The following is a 15,678-nucleotide window of genomic DNA, read 5'->3' as shown; positions in this document are numbered from 1 at the left end:
GTGCTGCCGGACCGCTACTGGTCCGGCAGGCGCGGCGGCCGGTGGAACAGGGCGTGGGCCATCAGGGCCCATCCCGCGCCGCCGAGCCATCCGGCCATCACATCGCTGGGCCAGTGCACGCCGAGCCAGACGCGGCTCCAGGCAATCGCCATGCTCATCACGACGGCGCTGGCAATCAGCATGAAGCGTACGGAACGGCGCTGGCTGAGGGCCGCGAAGGTCAGGGCCATGGCCAGATAGATCAGCGCGGCGTTGAAGCTGTGGCCGCTGGGAAAGCTGTACCCGCCTGCTTGTGTGAGGTGCTGCACAAGGTCCGGCCGGGGCCGCGCGAAGAACGCTTTCAGCCAGCCATCGGCGATCCAGCCGCTGATCACGGTGAGTGCGAACAGCGCCGCCTCCCGCTTCCGGCGCAGGAACAGCAAGGCCGCCACGGCCCCCAATGCGAAGACATTGCGCAGCAGGGTGCCGCCCAGCGCGGTTATGTCACGCATCCTTTCGAGCCCGCGCGGGGCGGCCGAAGCGTTCTGGCCGCCGTCATGCCAAAACAGCAATCCGGCCTTGTCGAATGCGGTGGTGTGTCCGGTGGTGACGGCCCATGCGATTAGGGCAAAGCCGAGCCAGCAGAGAACGGCCGCTGCCAGCGCAAGGCGGCGGCTTCGCGAGGAACGCGTGACGGTTTCGGCGGGTGCAGGCATCGGCTAGGAAACACGCGTCCGTACAAGGCGTTTCGAATCCATGCATTCTCCTGTCATCGTCTGGCTGCGGCGCGATCTGCGCCTGTCCGATCAGCCTGCCATAGCCGAAGCCGCAGGCAAGGGGCCTGTGATCCCCGTCTATGTGCTCGACGACGAGACGGCGAGGCACCGCGCCATGGGCGGTGCTTCGCGCTGGTGGCTGCACCATTCGCTGACCAGCCTCGACGCGGCGCTGCGCGGGAAAGGCTCGCGGCTGATCCTGCGGCGGGGCAGGTGCGAGGAAATCTTGCCCGCACTTGTGGAAGAGATCGGCGCCAGCGAAATCCATGCACTGCATCACTACGAACCCTGGTGGCGCAATGCCGAAAAGGCGGTCGGCAAGCGCATCGGCTTGTGCCTGCATCATGGCAATTACCTTGCCCCGCCGGGCAGCGTAACCACCGGTTCCGGCGCGCCTTACAAGATCTACACGCCGTTCTGGCGCGCACTCAATGAGCGGATGCCTCCGCCCGAGTCGCTGCCGTGCCCGGATGCGATCACGGCGCCGGAAACATGGCCGCAGTCGGACGATCTCGCCAGCTGGAACCTCTTGCCGACCAGGCCTGACTGGGCCGGCGGCCTGCGCGATTTCTGGGTGCCGGGCGAGACAGCGGCGCAGACGCGGCTGGACGCCTTAGTCGCAAAGGCACATCGCTACAAGGAAGATCGCGATCTGCCATCGCTGGACGCAACCTCGTTTCTCTCGCCGCACCTGCATTTCGGAGAGATTTCGCCCGCCCGGATCTGGCATGCGGTGAGCGATGCGGGCGGGTCGGTCGGCACGTTTCTCGGCGAGGTGGGCTGGCGCGACTACGCGCAGAACGTGATCCTGCAATTCCCTGACTACGGCAGCCGTTCCGCGCGCGATCCGTTCGACTCGTTGCCGTGGCGCTCCGGGCCGGAAGCGGAGGCCGACTTACGAGCGTGGCAGCAGGGCCGCACCGGGTATCCCATTGTCGATGCCGGAATGCGCCAGCTCTGGCACACTGGCTGGATGCACAACCGGGTGCGGATGATTGCCGCCAGTTTTCTCGTGAAGCATCTCCTGATCGACTGGAGGCGGGGCGAGCAGTGGTTCTGGGATACGCTGGTCGATGCCGACTATGCCTCCAATGCCGTGAACTGGCAGTGGACGGCGGGCTCGGGTGTCGATTCAAACATGTTCGTGAGGATCATGGCGCCGCTCTCGCAGTCGGAAAAGTTCGATGCGGCGGCCTACATCCGCGATTGGGTGCCCGAACTGGCGGACCTGCCCGATGCCGAAATCCACGATCCGGCGCCGATGACGCGGCCGCGCAGCTATCCACCCCGCCTGATCGACCACCGCGCAGCGCGCGAGCGGGCGCTTGCCGCCTGGGAGCAGGCAAGGCGCTGACCTGGGCCGGATTTTAACCGGTCCCGGCATTGCCCGTGCCGCCATTAGGCGCCATACCTAGGCCATGAACGCACATGCGCCAGGCAGGGGTGAGGATCTGGTTACCGGCGGGCAGGCCATCGGTATCGGCCCGCAATGGCTGGCGCGCCTGTGGTCTGGCGGGATCGATCGAATTCTCGACCGGATCGACCGGGGGCTGGTGAGGGGATCCATTCAGGCGACGTTTCCGGACGGGACAACCCGCCTGCTCGGTGGCCGTGCGGAGGGCTTTGGCGCGGTGGTCGAAATCCGCAGCTGGCGGGCCCTGCTGCGGCTGGCGACGGCGGGGTCGGTGGGCTGGTATCAGGCCTGGGAAGCCGGGGAGTGGAGCAGCCCCGATCCGGTGCCCCTGTTCGCGCTGTTCATGGACAACGCCGTTCCGCTGGGCGACACAGGGCGTGCGCACGGGCCCTGGCGGTTGCTGACGCGCTTCGTCCACTGGCTTCACCGCAACACGCGCTCCGGCTCGCTGCGCAACATTCACGCCCACTACGATCTCGGCAACGATTTCTACGAGCAGTGGCTGGGCGAGGCGATGATCTATTCCAGCGCGCTCTATTCCGCCGCCGGACAGGATGGGCCGAATGCGCTGAGCCAGTTCGTGACCGAACTCGACGCGGCGCAATCGGCAAAGGTGGGCGCAATTGTCGAACGGCTGGATCTGGAGCCCGGTGACCGCGTTCTGGAAATCGGCTGCGGCTGGGGAACGCTCGCGGCTTTCATGGCCGAGCACGCGCAGGTTCATGTCGATGCCATCAGCCTGTCGGACGAACAGCTCGATTTCGCGCGCGGTCGCTGGCAGATCGCGCAGGGCAGCGTCGATTTCCGCAAGCAGGACTACCGCGACGTTTCAGGCACCTATGATGCGGTAGCCTCGGTCGAGATGGTCGAGGCGGTGGGGCGCCAGTTCTGGCCGGATTTTCTCGACTGTGTGGCCCGCAACCTCAAGCCCTGGGGCAGGGCCGCCATCCAGTTCATTGCCATGAGGGACGAGATCTTCGACGGGTACGCCCGCAGTGCAGACTTCATCCAGACTTTTGTCTTCCCCGGCGGAATGCTGATCAAGGAGAGCGAGTTCCGCCGCCTCGCCGAAGAGCGCGGGCTGATATGGGAGGACCGCCACGGCTTCGGAGGCGATTACGCGCGCACGCTGCGCCAGTGGCGGCAGAATTTCGACATGGCGGTGGAGGAAGGGCGCCTGCCACCGGGCTTCGACGAGCGCTTCGTGCAACTCTGGCGCTTCTACCTGATGTATTGCGAAGGCGGGTTCCTGGGCGGCGGTATCGACGTGGCGCAGGTCACGCTGGTGAAGGAGGGCTGACGCTCAGACCGGACCGTTTCCGCGCCAGCGGGTAAGGATGTTCTCGAGCACGATCGGGCTCAGGAGCGATTCGAAAGCCGCTCCGACAAGGCCATTGTCCCACCACACCACCTTGGCGGCGAGCGATTCCATGCCCGGCAGGGTCAGCCAGCAATAGGTGCCCGGATGCAACCGGGTCATCGACGTGGCGGAAAAGCCGGACAGCGAAAGGTCTCGGACGGCCGTCTGAAAGCCCTTGGCGCCCGAGGCGCGCAGCGCGGCAGGTATCGAAATCTTTATTCGATGAGCGCTGCGGTCTTCCTGCGCGGCGTTTTCATAATTCTGTTGCTGGGTGTGAACCATGATCACCTGCGTCCCAAGCATTCGCGGCGTCTGCATGACGCCTGATTGTGCGAACGATGTCAGGCAGCAGTTACTATCATCTTGTTAAGGTTGGTTAATGGATTCGCGATGGCCGGTGACGAAGGGCTCGCCGAGCAGGGCCACCAACCGTTGTGCCACGATTTCGGGCGGCTTGACCGAGTTGGGCGCTTCACCCGGATAGGCTCGGGCACGCATCGCCGTGCGGGTGGCCCCGGGATTGACGATGGCCACGCGCACTTTCGCAATATTTGCGGTTTCCTGCGCGTAGCAGTCCAGCAGTACTTCCATAGCGGCCTTGGTGGCAGCGTAGGCACCCCAGTAGGCGCGCGGCTTGGCGGCGACGGTGGACGTCATGCCGATCACGCGCGCGTCGCCGCTTTTGCGCAGCAGCGGGTCGAAATTGGCAATCAGCGCCTGTGTGGCGAGCACGTTGGTGGTCAGGCCCTTGTTGAACGCCTTCTGGTCGATGTCGGCGACGCTGGTCAGTTCGGGCAGGATCGCGGCGTTGATCACGAGGATATCGAGCTTGCCCCAGCGCTGCGAGACAGCCGTGGCAAGGCGCGCGATGCCGTCAGGCTCGACCAGATCGACGGGAGCGATCGTGGCAGAGCCGCCCGCCTGGAATATCTGTTCCTCGATGGTTTCGAGTGCCTTGGTGTCGCGTCCGGTCAGGACGACGTGCACCCCGGCTTCAGCAAGGGCGATCGCCGTTGCAGCGCCGATGCCGCGGCTGGAGCCAGTGACAAGCGCGACTTGTCCGTCGAAAGGCTTACCGCTCATCGCCGTGCTCACGCTGCGTCGCGTTCCGCGCTTTCACGTTCGGAAAAGTCGGTCAGCTTGGTCGGGTATTCGCCCGAGAAGCAGGCGTCGCAGAACTGCGGGCACTTGGCATTGCGCTGCGCTTCGCCGACCGCGCGGTAGAGGCCGTCGATCGAGACGAAAGCGAGGCTGTCGGCCTTGATGAAAGCGGCCATGGCCTCGGTGTCCATGTTCGCGGCGAGCAGCTTGGACCGCTCCGGCGTGTCGACGCCATAGAAGCAGGAATGCTCGGTGGGGGGGCTGGCGATACGCATGTGCACTTCGGCGGCACCGGCGTCGCGCATCATTTCGACGATCTTCTTCGAGGTCGTGCCGCGCACGATCGAATCGTCGATCAGGATGATGCGCTTGCCTTCGACGATGGCGCGATTGGCATTGTGCTTGCGTTTGACGTCGGCATGGCGCGCCGCGTCACCCGGCTGGATGAAGGTGCGGCCAACGTAGTGCGAGCGGATGATGCCCAGTTCGAAGGGAATGCCCGATTCCTGCGCATAGCCGATGGCTGCCGGAAGGCCGCTATCGGGCACCGGGATGACAATGTCGGCATCGGCGAAGGCTTCCTTGGCCAGCTCCACGCCGATCTGCTTGCGCACCTGATAGACCGAGCGACCGTCCATGACCGAGTCGGGACGGCTGAAATAGACGTGCTCGAAGATGCAGGGACGCGGGCTGGGGCTGCCGAAGGGACGGTGGCTGGAAATCGTGCCCTTGTGATCGACCTGAACCAGTTCGCCCGGTTCGATCGAGCGGGTGAATTCGGCGCCGATCACGTCGAGGGCGACGGTTTCCGAAGCGAACACGGTAGCGTCACCGATTCGGCCCATCACGAGCGGGCGAATGCCCAGCGGGTCGCGGCAGGCAATCATGCCCTCGGCGGTCATGCAGATCAGCGAATAGGCACCTTCGACCATGCGCAGCGCATCGACGAACTTGTCGAGGATCGTGGGATAGCGGCTGGTCGCGACGAGGTGGATGATCACTTCGGTGTCCGAAGTCGACTGGAAGATCGATCCCTTCATTACGAGATCGCGCTTCAGCGTCATCGCATTGGAAATGTTGCCGTTATGAGCGATCGAAAAACCGCCCGAGGCGAGATCGGCGAAGAGCGGCTGCACGTTGCGCAGACCCGAGCCGCCGGTCGTGGAATAACGGACATGGCCTGAGGCCATGGTGCCCGGCAGCGTTTCCAGTTCCTTCTGGCGGAACACCTGCGCGACATGGCCGAGGCCGCGGTGCGAGTGGAACTCGCTGCCCGAGAAGCTGGTGATGCCCACCGCTTCCTGTCCGCGATGCTGCAGGGAATGGAGCCCGGCAGCAGCGATGTTCGCCGCATCCTTGGCACCGATCACGCCGAAAATACCGCACTCTTCGCGCAGTTTGTCCCCGTCGGCGTCACGAAAGGGGTGTGTCATGTTCATGGATCTGTCCGGCCCGCTGGCGCGTCAAAAAACGCCCGCGCATTTGGAAGGGATCGCCTCCAAATGCAAGGGGGCTGAGCCGGTTTTTGACGGTTGTGTCATGAAGCGTGTCCGCCTGCCCCGCACGATCCGGCAGCGGGAGCCGGACAGGCGGGAACCTGGCGCAATTTCATCCGTTCCCGATTGCCGCCGCGATAGAGTGCCGGGCGCCGCTTGCCAGCCCCCGCCCATGTCCCTAAGGCCGCTTCGTCAAACCGATCACAGACGGACCCGTCGCTTGATCCTTTCTCCTTTCGAATGGACCATCGCCAAGCGTTACATGCTCCCCGGCAAGGGCGAGCGCTTCATTGCGCTTGTTGCGGGCATCAGTCTCGTGGCCGTGATGCTCGGTGTCTGGGCGCTGGTCATTGTCATGAGCGTGATGAACGGCTTTCGCGCCGAGCTGTTCGACAAGATCGTGGGGCTCAACGGCCACGCGATCATCCAGGCCTATGGCGGCCGGCTCGACGACTGGCAGGATGTGCTGAAGGACGTGAAGGCGACGCCGGGCGTTACCCGTGCCTCGCCGCTGATCGAACAGCCCTTGCTTGCCAGCTTCAACGGCCGGGTCGAGGCGATCCTGGTTCGTGGCAACACGCGTGAGGACATCGACCGGCTCAAGAGCAAGGTTGTCGATGGCAACATGGATCAGTTGCAGGTGGGCAGCGATACTGTCGCTATCGGCTCCCAACTGGCCCAGAACCTTGGCGCGCAGGTGGGTGATGTGATCACCATCATTAACCCGCAGGGGCGCTCGACGCCGTTCGGCACGGTGCCGCGCCAGATCGCCTACCGGATCGGCGCGATCTTCGAGATCGGGGTATATGACTATGACAACGCCTTCGTCGTCATGCCCATTCCCAATGCGCAGACGCTGCTGCTCACGGGCGATACGATCGGCATGATCGAGCTGACCACCACCAATCCGGACAAGGTCGGAGAGATCCTTGCCCCGCTGTCGCGCAAACTGGCGGGACGGGCGGTCATCTCCGACTGGAAGACTATCAACGCCTCGCTGTTCGAGGCGCTGGCGGTCGAGCGCGTGGTGATGTTCGTGGTGCTGTCCATCATCGTGCTGGTCGCGGTGTTCAACATTCTCTCGTCGCTGATCATGCTGGTGCGCGCCAAGACGCGGGACATTGCGATCCTGCGGACGATGGGCGCAACGCGAAGATCGCTGCTCAAGGTTTTCGTGACGACCGGTTTCTGCATCGGCGCGCTCGGAACGCTGCTGGGGCTCGTGACGGGACTGATCTCGCTCTATTTCCGCCAGCCGATTGTCCACGCGGTGGAGCGGTTGACCGGACAGAACCTGTGGGACCCGTCGATCCGGTTCCTCACCGAACTGCCTGCGCGCCCCGATCCGGTGGAAATTACCGTGATCTGCGTGATGGCGCTGGTGTTCAGCTTCCTCGCTACGCTTTACCCTGCCTTCAAGGCGGCGAGCACCGATCCGGTGCAGGTGCTGCGCTATGAGTGATACCGCCATGGACCCCGTCGTCCGCCTGACCGGCGTAACCCGCAGCTTCGCGCAGGGCGGCGTCACCATCGACGTGCTGCGCGGCGTGAACCTCGCGGTTAACCCCGGCGAGATCGTCGCGCTGCTGGGCGCCTCGGGCTCGGGCAAGTCTACGATGTTGCAGGCGATCGGCCTGCTTGAAGGCGGTTTCGGCGGACGAATCGAGATCGCGGGCATCGATGCCAGCAAGCTGGGCAAGGATCAGCGCGCGGCGGTGCGGCGCGATCACATCGGCTTCGTTTACCAGTTCCACCACCTGCTGCCGGACTTCAGCGCCATCGAAAACGTGGTGCTGCCGCAGCTCATAACCGGCAAGCCGCGCACCGATTGCGAAACGCGGGCCGTCGAATTGCTGGACGCGCTCGGTCTCGGGCAGCGGCTCGATCACCGGCCCAGTCAGCTTTCCGGCGGCGAACAGCAGCGCGTGGCGGTGGCCCGTGCACTCGCCAACAAGCCGCATCTGGTGCTGGCCGATGAGCCCACGGGCAATCTTGACGAAGCTACGGCCGACATCGTGCTCGCCCAGTTCCTCGCGCTGGTGCGCGATCAGGGCAGCGCGGCGCTGGTCGCCACCCACAACGAGCGGCTTGCCGCACAGATGGATCGCGTCGTGCGCTTGCATGACGGTGTTCTGGCATAGATAAACTGCACTGGACCGGCGTTGATTTTCCGGTTTCCAGTGTCCACATCGACTCTTGAGGAATGAACGAAAGGACCCCGCGATGAGCGACACCCCGTCCACCATCCAGAACGACGAGGGCGCCCCCAAGGGCTTCGGCTGGAATGATTCCGCCGAACTGCACAAGTGTGAGGACGGCGGCGGCCTGTTCCACCGCTTCAAGACCATTCGCCGCGGCACCGTGGCCGAACTGGTCCATTTCGTGATGGATCTGCCCGAGGAAAAGCAGCCGGACTACGCGATCCAGAAGGACGGCGACCGGACCTTCAAGATCGGCGAGATTCGCAGCCTCTACCGGCGTTCGGATTACCCCGGCAGCGATGCCTGATCCGCGCACGATCGCGGATTTCAGCGCGGCCTTGCCGAATGGCGAGACAGTCAGTCTCGCGGACCGTCTCGGCAAGGTCCTGCTGGTCGTCAATACGGCCAGCAAATGCGGCTTCACCCCGCAGTACAAGGGGCTGGAGACGCTCTGGCGCAAGTACGGGGACCGCGGATTCGAAGTGATCGCGTTCCCGTGTAACCAATTCGGCGGCCAGGAACCGGGCAATTCGGACGAGATCGCCGATTTCTGCGAAGTAAATTTCGGCCTGTCTTTCCCGCTGATGGGCAAGATCGAAGTCAACGGGGCAGGCACCGTTCCGCTCTACGACTGGCTCAAGGGGGAGGCGCCCGGCATTCTGGGCAGCAAGTCGATCAAGTGGAACTTCACCAAGTTCCTGATCGGCCGCGATGGCAGGGTGGTGCGCCGCTATGCGCCGACCGACAAGCCGGAGAACCTCGAAAAGGACATCGAAATAGCGCTCTGAGATTGAGAGCGCCATTAGTTCGAGGAGCGTGAATCAGTCGGCCAGGCTGGTGAGATCGCCCGGCCGGATTGCCGCGACAGCCGCCTTGAGTTCGTCGATGCTCTGCGCGGACCCGTCGGCTTCCACGAGGAAGCGGTTGTCTACCATGCGGCCGAATTTACCGCGCTCACGCTTGGTGTTCCAGGCTTCGGTCTGCATCTCGCCATCGACGGTACCGGTCTTCTCGTAGCCGTCCGCGTCTTCCTTCGATTGTTCGATGCCCATGGCTGCGCCCATGGCGGCGATGGCGCCAATGCCGTGGAAGTCGGCGATGCGCAGGGTGAAGCGCTTGTCGCCGGCCTCGTATGCTGCCTCGGCGGACGCCCCCATCATTCCTGCGCCGATGGTCTGGAGCGAAGTGCGTGAATAGGCGCCGATCGATTCGGGCAGCAGCGTCTTGAGGCTCTCGACCGGGACGGCCTTGGTCTTGCCGCTGGCGGCATCCTCCATCCGCTTGTTCATCTCGTCGAGCTTGCCGGTGTCGATCTTGCCGACGCCGGGCACGGTGATCGTGGCGCTGCCGGAGCTGCCCGAGCGATCGGAGACCGAGAACAGCGAAGGGCCCGCAACCAGCCCCACGACCGAAGCCGTGACGACAGAGGCGATGAACCCGAGGACGAGGGCGCACACCACCGTGACCGCGGTATAGCCCATTGCCTTCTCCTGCGGCACTTTCATCAGCACCGGCGCGCCCGTGTAGAACAGGTAGAGGCTGTAGAGTCCGGCAAGGCCGAGAACCGACAAAGCCGGGATCAAGCTGAATACTCCGGCCAGCCAGCCCGCGGTCATGCTGAAGGCGACGAGCTTGAAGGCACCGCTCTTGTCCGCGCTGCCCATGAATTTCGGCGCAAGCATATTGGCAATCCAGGCGAGAATGAACACGCTGACAATGGCCATGACATAGCCGGTGACTGCGGACATGATCCCGCTCATGAGGCTGGGGCGGAAGTGCACGAACAGCGCGCCGTATCCGAATAGCTGTCCGCCGACGAGACCGGCCACAGGACCGATCGCGGCAAGGGGCAGGACGTAGCTTTTCAGGATGCTGGATGGTGTATCCGGTTCCGACGCGATGACAGGCCATTCGGCCTTGGGCTGGAGCAGGATCGCCTTCGCGCGATCTACAATAGGCTTGCTGCCTGCGCTTGAACCGGTTTCCACTACGCGCTCTCCTCAATGCCGTAGAGGGCCAGAGGGAAACACATCTTGCAGATCCTGCAAAGTGCCTAACAGGATTTGTCTTGTTTCGGTCCTGAAGGGGACAAGAAGCAGCCGGGGCTACAAGGAGAGCGTGTCCCTGTGGTTCGCCGTGCCAGCCGGTTGTTCCAGCGGGTGCTGGGAATCGATCATGATGGTCTGATTGCGGCCGAGCCGCTTGGCCATGTAGAGCGCCCGGTCCGCAGCCTTGAACGCACTGTCGTGATCGTCCGCCCGGTCCATGCTGGCGAGGCCGATGCTCAGCGTGCAGGTGCGCGTTTCGCTGGCTGAACCGTGCCGGAACGCGGCGAAGCGCGTGCGCATCGCTTCTGCCCGCGCGATGCATTCGCCCTCGGTCGCAGCGACGATGATGGCGGCGAACTCTTCTCCGCCAATACGGAACACATTGTCTGCGCCGAACACTTTGGCGGCCATGCGTCCGGTATCAGCAATCACCAGATCCCCGAAGGCGTGACCCATCTGGTCGTTGATGGCCTTGAAGTTGTCGATGTCGAGCACGGCAACTGCGGTGGTGCCGTTCCGGCCGTGCCCTTCCTGCAGCATCCGCATCCGGTCTTCCAGCGCGCGGCGGTTGCCGATACCTGTCAGCGGGTCGATCGAGGCAAGCCGGTAATGCTGTTCAGCGAGCTGTTCGCGGCCCAGCGCGGTGATGAACATTGCCATCAGGGCACCCTGCAGAACGATCAGGAAGTTGAACAGGGCGATGGACCAGACCTCGCCCGGTTTCGGCCCGAAGGGGGAGACCAGCGACAGCGCGAAGGGGGTGCGGCAGAGATCGAACAGGAAGAAGGCGGCGAAGATCCAGTAGAGCGTCGTGGCTGAGGGGAGTTGCGGGCGGCGCATCCGGCCGAACTCGCGCGCTGCCAGTCCGTTGAACAAGGCAAACAGCAGGACACGCGGCAACATGCGCAGCTGCGGCATGTAGGCGTCGGCGCCGATCGTGGACGAGAAGATGAGCACGGCGGTGCAGGGCAGAAGTATGGCCAGCGGCATCGGACGCTGTCCGCCCAGGGTGCGTGCCGCCGTCCAGGCCGCGCCATAGACAATGGTCAGGAAATACCAGCCGAGACGAAGGCCCCAGGGGCCGGGCAGGACTTCGGGCCAGGTCAGCAGGATGCCGGCAGGCACGGCGATGCCGAAAGGGGCGAACAGCCAGCTGAGGCGTGCCGGGTGGCCGTCCTTGAACCACGACAGCAGCATCCCGACGCACATGATGCCTGCAAGGACGGTACTGCAGGCCGCGATGGTCATGATATCGGGCATCGTGTGCGGTCAGGTCCCCGGGGCGGTGGCAGAAACGGACGTGGATACAGTCATTGCGGTCGATCTGATGTCCGTTTCGGCAAACCTAGTGGAGCAGGGACCTGCACCCTGGCGAACGAGTCTAGGGAAGGGTGCTTAACACTCCGTGCTTTTTAAGGGGCCGATGCAAATAATTACACGGTGGCCGCTTGCGCAGGCTGTGACATCGCGCGCTGGCGCCGGGAAAGGCGGGTGATTTCCCCCGGTTTTCGCCTGATGGTCTTGATCGCCGCAACCGCGGCCGCCTAGATTTGCAGGATGTCCTTCGCCCCTTTCGTTCCGCTTCGCATCTTTTCCAGCTTCACCATGCTGGATGGCGCGATCGACCCGAAAGCGGCTGCCAAGCTGGCCAAGGAACGCAAGTTCCCGGCCGCTGCCATCTGTGACCGCAACGGCCTCTACGGCGCGCCGACATTTGCGCAGGCCTGTCAGGGTGAGGGCGTGCAGCCGATCGTCGGCACCTTCCTTGCCGTCGCGCGTCCCGGCGGGGCGCAGCAGGGGCAGGACCTGCCGATCGACTGGCTGGCCCTGTTCGCGCAGAACGACGCGGGCTGGCTCAACCTGTGTCACCACGTCAGCCGCGCGCACCTCGACCGGCCGCTCGAGCTCGATCCGCATGTCGAGCTGGATTCGCTGCGCGGGTACACCGACGGCCTGATCTGCCTCACAGGCGGCAACGAGGGCGCGCTCGCGCGGCTCTATGCCGATGGCCGGCACGAGGCCGCCGAAAGCTATTGTGATGCACTGCAGGCGCTGTTTGGTGACCGGCTCTATATCGAGATCACCCGCACTGCAGAGCCTGAGGAGGAGGCCAGCGAGGAAGACCTGATCGCGCTCGCCTATGCACGCGACATCCCGCTCGTTGCCAGCAATCCGGCACAATATGCCGAGCAGAATTTCCACGCCGCGCACGATGCCATGCTCTGCATCGCCAATTCGACGCAGGTCGACGCGCCGGATCGCCCGCGTTCGTCTTCCGAACGCTGGGTCAAGCCGATCGCGGTCATGGAAGACTTGTTCTCCGATCTGCCCGAGGCGATGGCGAACACGCTCGTGGTGGCCCAGCGCTGCGCTTATGCACCGCCACGCCGCAAGCCATTGTTGCCCAGCCTTGCCGGTGACCGCGAGGGCGAGGCGCGGATGCTGGAGGCCGATTCCCGGCGTGGCCTTGCCCGCCGCCTCATGCCCTACTGGCCCGGCGTCACCGAGGACGAAATCGATGCCGCCATGGCGCTCAAGGGTGACGAGCGCGTCGCGGCCTACGAGGTGCTGCGCGAGAAGGGCGTCACGGAGGACTTCCTCGACTATGCCAAACGGCTCGATTTCGAGACCGAGATCATCATCGGGATGGGCTTCCCCGGCTACTTCCTGATCGTTGCCGACTTCATCAAGTGGGCCAAGGACAACGGTATCCCGGTGGGGCCGGGGCGTGGTTCGGGCGCGGGCTCGCTGGTCGCCTGGGCGCTGACCATCACCGATCTCGATCCGCTCAAGCTGGGGCTGCTGTTCGAACGCTTCCTCAACCCGGAACGCGTCTCGATGCCCGACTTCGACATCGACTTCTGCGAAACCCGGCGCGGCGAGGTGATCCGCTACGTGCAGCGCAAGTACGGGGACGATCACGTCGCCCAGATCATTACCTTCGGCAAGATGAAGGCGCGCGCCGTTCTGCGCGACTGCGGCCGCATCCTGCAGATGGGCTATGGCCGCGTCGACGGGCTGTGCAAAATGGTGCCCAACCATCCCACCGATCCCTGGAACCTCACCGAGGCGCTGCACGGCCGCAAGGCGCACGGCGTAACCAAGGATCCGCCGGTCGCCGAATTCCGCCACGAATACGATACCGATCCCGAGGTGCGCCGGATGGTGGACCTTGCCGTCCAGCTCGAAGGCCTGCCGCGCAACTCCTCGACGCACGCCGCCGGCGTCGTCATCGGCGACCGTCCGCTTTCGCAACTGGTGCCGCTCTACCGTGATCCGCGTTCCGACATGCCGGTGACGCAGTTCGACATGAAGCATGTCGAGGACACCGGCCTCGTCAAGTTCGACTTCCTCGGCCTGAAGACGCTCTCGGTGCTGCGCAAGGCTACCGACCTGCTCGAACGCCGGGGCATCAGGATCGATCTGTCGACGCTCGGCTGGGACGATACGGGCGTCTACGAACTCCTGAAGCGAGGCGACACCGTCGGCGTGTTCCAGCTGGAATCGGAAGGCATGCGCCGCACGCTGGCGGCGGTGAAGCCGACCAACTTCGGCGACATCATCGCGCTCGTCTCGCTCTACCGTCCGGGTCCGATGGACAACATCCCGCTGTTCGGCCGCCGCAAGAACGGGCTGGAGGAGATCGTCTATCCGCACGACAAGCTCGAGCCGATCCTCGCCGAGACTTACGGCATCTTCGTCTACCAGGAACAGGTCATGCAGGCCGCGCAGGTCCTCGCCGGCTACTCGCTCGGCGGCGCAGACATGCTACGCCGCGCGATGGGCAAGAAGAAGAAGGAGGAGATGGACAAGCAGCGCGAGATCTTCGTGACCGGCTGCAAGGACGTCTCGGGAATCGATGCCGCCAAGGCCAACGAACTGTTCGACTTGATCGACAAGTTCGCAGGCTATGGCTTCAACAAGTCACACGCCGCCGCCTACGCACTGCTCGCCTATCACACCGCCTGGCTCAAGGCACATTACCCGCACGAATTCTACGCCGCGGCCATGTGCTTCGACATGCATCAGTCTGAAAAGCTGGCGGTTTTTGTGGACGACGCGCGCCGCAACGGCATCGAACTGGCCGCGCCCGACATGAACCGCTCCGAAGCCGAGTTCATCGTCGAGGAAACCACGGAGAGCCACGCGGTGCGCTATGCGCTGGCGGGGCTGCGGAATGTCGGCGAGAAGGCGATGGAGATGATCGTCGAGGAGCGTCAGGCGAATGGCCGCTTCACCGATCTTGACGACGTGTTCCGGCGTGCGCCCGCCGGGTCGATGAACCGCCGTCAGCTGGAAAGCCTCGCGGCGGCGGGGGCTTTCGACAGCCTTGAGCCGAATCGTGCCAAGGTGCTGGCCAATGCCGATACTCTGCTGGCCGAGGCCGACCGCTCCTCGCGCGAGCGCAATTCGGACCAGGACAGCCTGTTCGGCGGCGATGACCATGCCGAGCAGGGCCTGCGCCTTGTCGAGTGCGAGCCGTGGAGCCGCATGGATCAGATGGCCAGGGAGCGCGAGGTCTTCGGCTTCTATTTCGCCGCGCACCCGGTCGAGCAGTACCGTCACGTTGCCTCGTCGAACGGCGCGCGCACCTATGCCAGCCTGATGGCCGGCGGTGGCGGCGGTGGCCGGACCGGCGCGGTCATGGCGGCGATGGTGGAGGGATGCCAGAAGCGCAAGACGCGCAAGGGCAAGGACTTTGTCATGGCCGATTTCTCGGATTCGTCGGGCAACTTCTCGTCCTGCTGCTTCGAGGAAAGCATGGTCGAGAGCTTCGTGAAATGGGCCAAGGACAGCGAATGCGTCCTGCTCACCGTCGAACTCGACAGCCCCAATCCTGACGAACCCCCACGCGTGACCGTGCGCGGGGCAAGGCCGCTTTCCGAAGTAACCGCCGATGCACGCATGCTGCTGAAGCTGGAGATCGACCGGGTCGAGGCGGTGCAGGAACTCGCGCTGCTGCTGCGCCCCGGTGCCCCCGGCGCGGGCGAGGTGATCGCGACGCTGAAACTCGACGGCGGGCGCAAGCAGCTGGTCCGGCTGGGCCGCGATTTTGCGCTCGATGGCGAGTTCGTGGAGCAACTGGCCCATGTTGATGGCCTGACGGTCGGCGAATTCAAGGCGAAGCGCGGGCCCGAGCGAATGCAACGTGCCGCGTAAATAATCCGGATGCCATGCGTGGCAACCGCGTTTCCCGTCGCATTACAACAATCAATTCTCCCCGTCCGGTCTAGGATCGCGTTAAGGGCTAGCGCCTAAATAAGTCCACGAGTGAACACATCACACGCGATTGAGGGAGAGGC

General features: G+C 64.2%; 13 protein-coding genes. 7 read left to right on the top strand and 6 right to left on the bottom strand.

Going from position 1 to position 15,678, the window contains the following annotated elements; all coding sequences use genetic code 11:
- Window positions 1-14 precede the first annotated feature (14 nt).
- On the bottom strand, window positions 15-695 hold the full coding sequence (locus tag MTR64_RS00845; RefSeq protein ID WP_243989831.1) for a phosphatase PAP2 family protein: 681 nt from the start codon (window positions 693-695) through the stop codon (window positions 15-17).
- A gap of 40 nt (window positions 696-735) precedes the next feature.
- On the opposite strand from MTR64_RS00845, the gene MTR64_RS00840 reads away from it, so the two are divergent.
- Entirely contained in the window at window positions 736-2,109 is a 1,374-nt protein-coding gene (locus tag MTR64_RS00840; protein WP_243989829.1) for a cryptochrome/photolyase family protein, read from the top strand.
- A 64-nt stretch (window positions 2,110-2,173) separates the two neighbouring features.
- Complete coding sequence (locus MTR64_RS00835; RefSeq protein WP_243989827.1) at window positions 2,174-3,469, top strand: SAM-dependent methyltransferase; 1,296 nt, start codon at window positions 2,174-2,176, stop codon at window positions 3,467-3,469.
- A 3-nt stretch (window positions 3,470-3,472) separates the two neighbouring features.
- On the opposite strand, the gene MTR64_RS00830 is transcribed toward MTR64_RS00835, so the two are convergent.
- The 3 genes from MTR64_RS00830 to purF all read right to left on the bottom strand — a co-directional run bounded on the left by MTR64_RS00830 (window position 3,473) and on the right by purF (window position 6,069).
- Window positions 3,473-3,811: a PilZ domain-containing protein gene (locus MTR64_RS00830; RefSeq protein WP_243989958.1), complete on the bottom strand. Its 339-nt coding sequence runs from the start codon at window positions 3,809-3,811 to the stop codon at window positions 3,473-3,475.
- Between the two features lie 84 nt (window positions 3,812-3,895).
- Complete coding sequence (locus tag MTR64_RS00825; RefSeq protein ID WP_243989825.1) at window positions 3,896-4,612, bottom strand: SDR family NAD(P)-dependent oxidoreductase; 717 nt, start codon at window positions 4,610-4,612, stop codon at window positions 3,896-3,898.
- An 8-nt stretch (window positions 4,613-4,620) separates the two neighbouring features.
- On the bottom strand, window positions 4,621-6,069 hold the full coding sequence (purF, locus tag MTR64_RS00820; RefSeq protein WP_243989823.1) for an amidophosphoribosyltransferase: 1,449 nt from the start codon (window positions 6,067-6,069) through the stop codon (window positions 4,621-4,623).
- Between the two features lie 277 nt (window positions 6,070-6,346).
- Here purF and MTR64_RS00815 point away from each other — a divergent pair, with 277 nt between their 5' ends.
- From MTR64_RS00815 to MTR64_RS00800, 4 genes are all read left to right on the top strand, one after another.
- Window positions 6,347-7,588: a lipoprotein-releasing ABC transporter permease subunit gene (locus MTR64_RS00815; protein ID WP_243989821.1), complete on the top strand. Its 1,242-nt coding sequence runs from the start codon at window positions 6,347-6,349 to the stop codon at window positions 7,586-7,588.
- Window positions 7,581-8,267, top strand: coding sequence for an ABC transporter ATP-binding protein (locus tag MTR64_RS00810; RefSeq protein WP_243989819.1), 687 nt, complete (start codon window positions 7,581-7,583; stop codon window positions 8,265-8,267). Before MTR64_RS00815 ends, MTR64_RS00810 begins: the two co-directional genes overlap by 8 nt.
- A gap of 82 nt (window positions 8,268-8,349) precedes the next feature.
- Window positions 8,350-8,634, top strand: a complete 285-nt coding sequence (locus MTR64_RS00805) for a hypothetical protein (protein ID WP_243989817.1) — start codon at window positions 8,350-8,352, stop codon at window positions 8,632-8,634.
- The gene (locus tag MTR64_RS00800) at window positions 8,627-9,115 is read left to right on the top strand and encodes a glutathione peroxidase (RefSeq protein WP_243989815.1); all 489 of its coding nucleotides are present in this window, start codon (window positions 8,627-8,629) and stop codon (window positions 9,113-9,115) included. Before MTR64_RS00805 ends, MTR64_RS00800 begins: the two co-directional genes overlap by 8 nt.
- A 33-nt stretch (window positions 9,116-9,148) precedes the next feature.
- Here MTR64_RS00800 and MTR64_RS00795 read toward each other — a convergent pair whose 3' ends face one another.
- Window positions 9,149-10,315: a Yip1 family protein gene (locus MTR64_RS00795; protein WP_243989814.1), complete on the bottom strand. Its 1,167-nt coding sequence runs from the start codon at window positions 10,313-10,315 to the stop codon at window positions 9,149-9,151.
- A 117-nt stretch (window positions 10,316-10,432) separates the two neighbouring features.
- Window positions 10,433-11,635, bottom strand: a complete 1,203-nt coding sequence (locus MTR64_RS00790) for a GGDEF domain-containing protein (protein ID WP_243989813.1) — start codon at window positions 11,633-11,635, stop codon at window positions 10,433-10,435.
- Window positions 11,636-11,932: 297 nt separating this feature from the next.
- On the opposite strand from MTR64_RS00790, the gene dnaE reads away from it, so the two are divergent.
- Window positions 11,933-15,535, top strand: coding sequence for a DNA polymerase III subunit alpha (gene dnaE / locus MTR64_RS00785; RefSeq protein WP_243989812.1), 3,603 nt, complete (start codon window positions 11,933-11,935; stop codon window positions 15,533-15,535).
- Window positions 15,536-15,678 lie beyond the last annotated feature (143 nt).

It is taken from the genome of Novosphingobium album (ex Hu et al. 2023) (assembly GCF_022832385.1).
GTDB classification, from domain to species: Bacteria; Pseudomonadota; Alphaproteobacteria; order Sphingomonadales; family Sphingomonadaceae; genus Novosphingobium; species Novosphingobium album.
This window is presented reverse-complemented; position numbering and strand designations above follow the sequence as displayed.

Bases quoted from the DNA above. Each gene is read 5' to 3' on its own strand.
- MTR64_RS00845 (WP_243989831.1), bottom strand. From the start codon at position 695: ATGCCTGCACCCGCCGAAACCGTCACGCGTTCCTCGCGAAGCCGCCGC.
- MTR64_RS00840 (WP_243989829.1), top strand. From the start codon at position 736: ATGCATTCTCCTGTCATCGTCTGGCTGCGGCGCGATCTGCGCCTGTCC.
- MTR64_RS00835 (WP_243989827.1), top strand. From the start codon at position 2,174: ATGAACGCACATGCGCCAGGCAGGGGTGAGGATCTGGTTACCGGCGGG.
- MTR64_RS00830 (WP_243989958.1), bottom strand. From the start codon at position 3,811: ATGGTTCACACCCAGCAACAGAATTATGAAAACGCCGCGCAGGAAGAC.
- MTR64_RS00825 (WP_243989825.1), bottom strand. From the start codon at position 4,612: ATGAGCGGTAAGCCTTTCGACGGACAAGTCGCGCTTGTCACTGGCTCC.
- purF (WP_243989823.1), bottom strand. From the start codon at position 6,069: ATGAACATGACACACCCCTTTCGTGACGCCGACGGGGACAAACTGCGC.
- MTR64_RS00810 (WP_243989819.1), top strand. From the start codon at position 7,581: ATGAGTGATACCGCCATGGACCCCGTCGTCCGCCTGACCGGCGTAACC.
- MTR64_RS00805 (WP_243989817.1), top strand. From the start codon at position 8,350: ATGAGCGACACCCCGTCCACCATCCAGAACGACGAGGGCGCCCCCAAG.
- MTR64_RS00800 (WP_243989815.1), top strand. From the start codon at position 8,627: ATGCCTGATCCGCGCACGATCGCGGATTTCAGCGCGGCCTTGCCGAAT.
- MTR64_RS00790 (WP_243989813.1), bottom strand. From the start codon at position 11,635: ATGCCCGATATCATGACCATCGCGGCCTGCAGTACCGTCCTTGCAGGC.
- dnaE (WP_243989812.1), top strand. From the start codon at position 11,933: ATGTCCTTCGCCCCTTTCGTTCCGCTTCGCATCTTTTCCAGCTTCACC.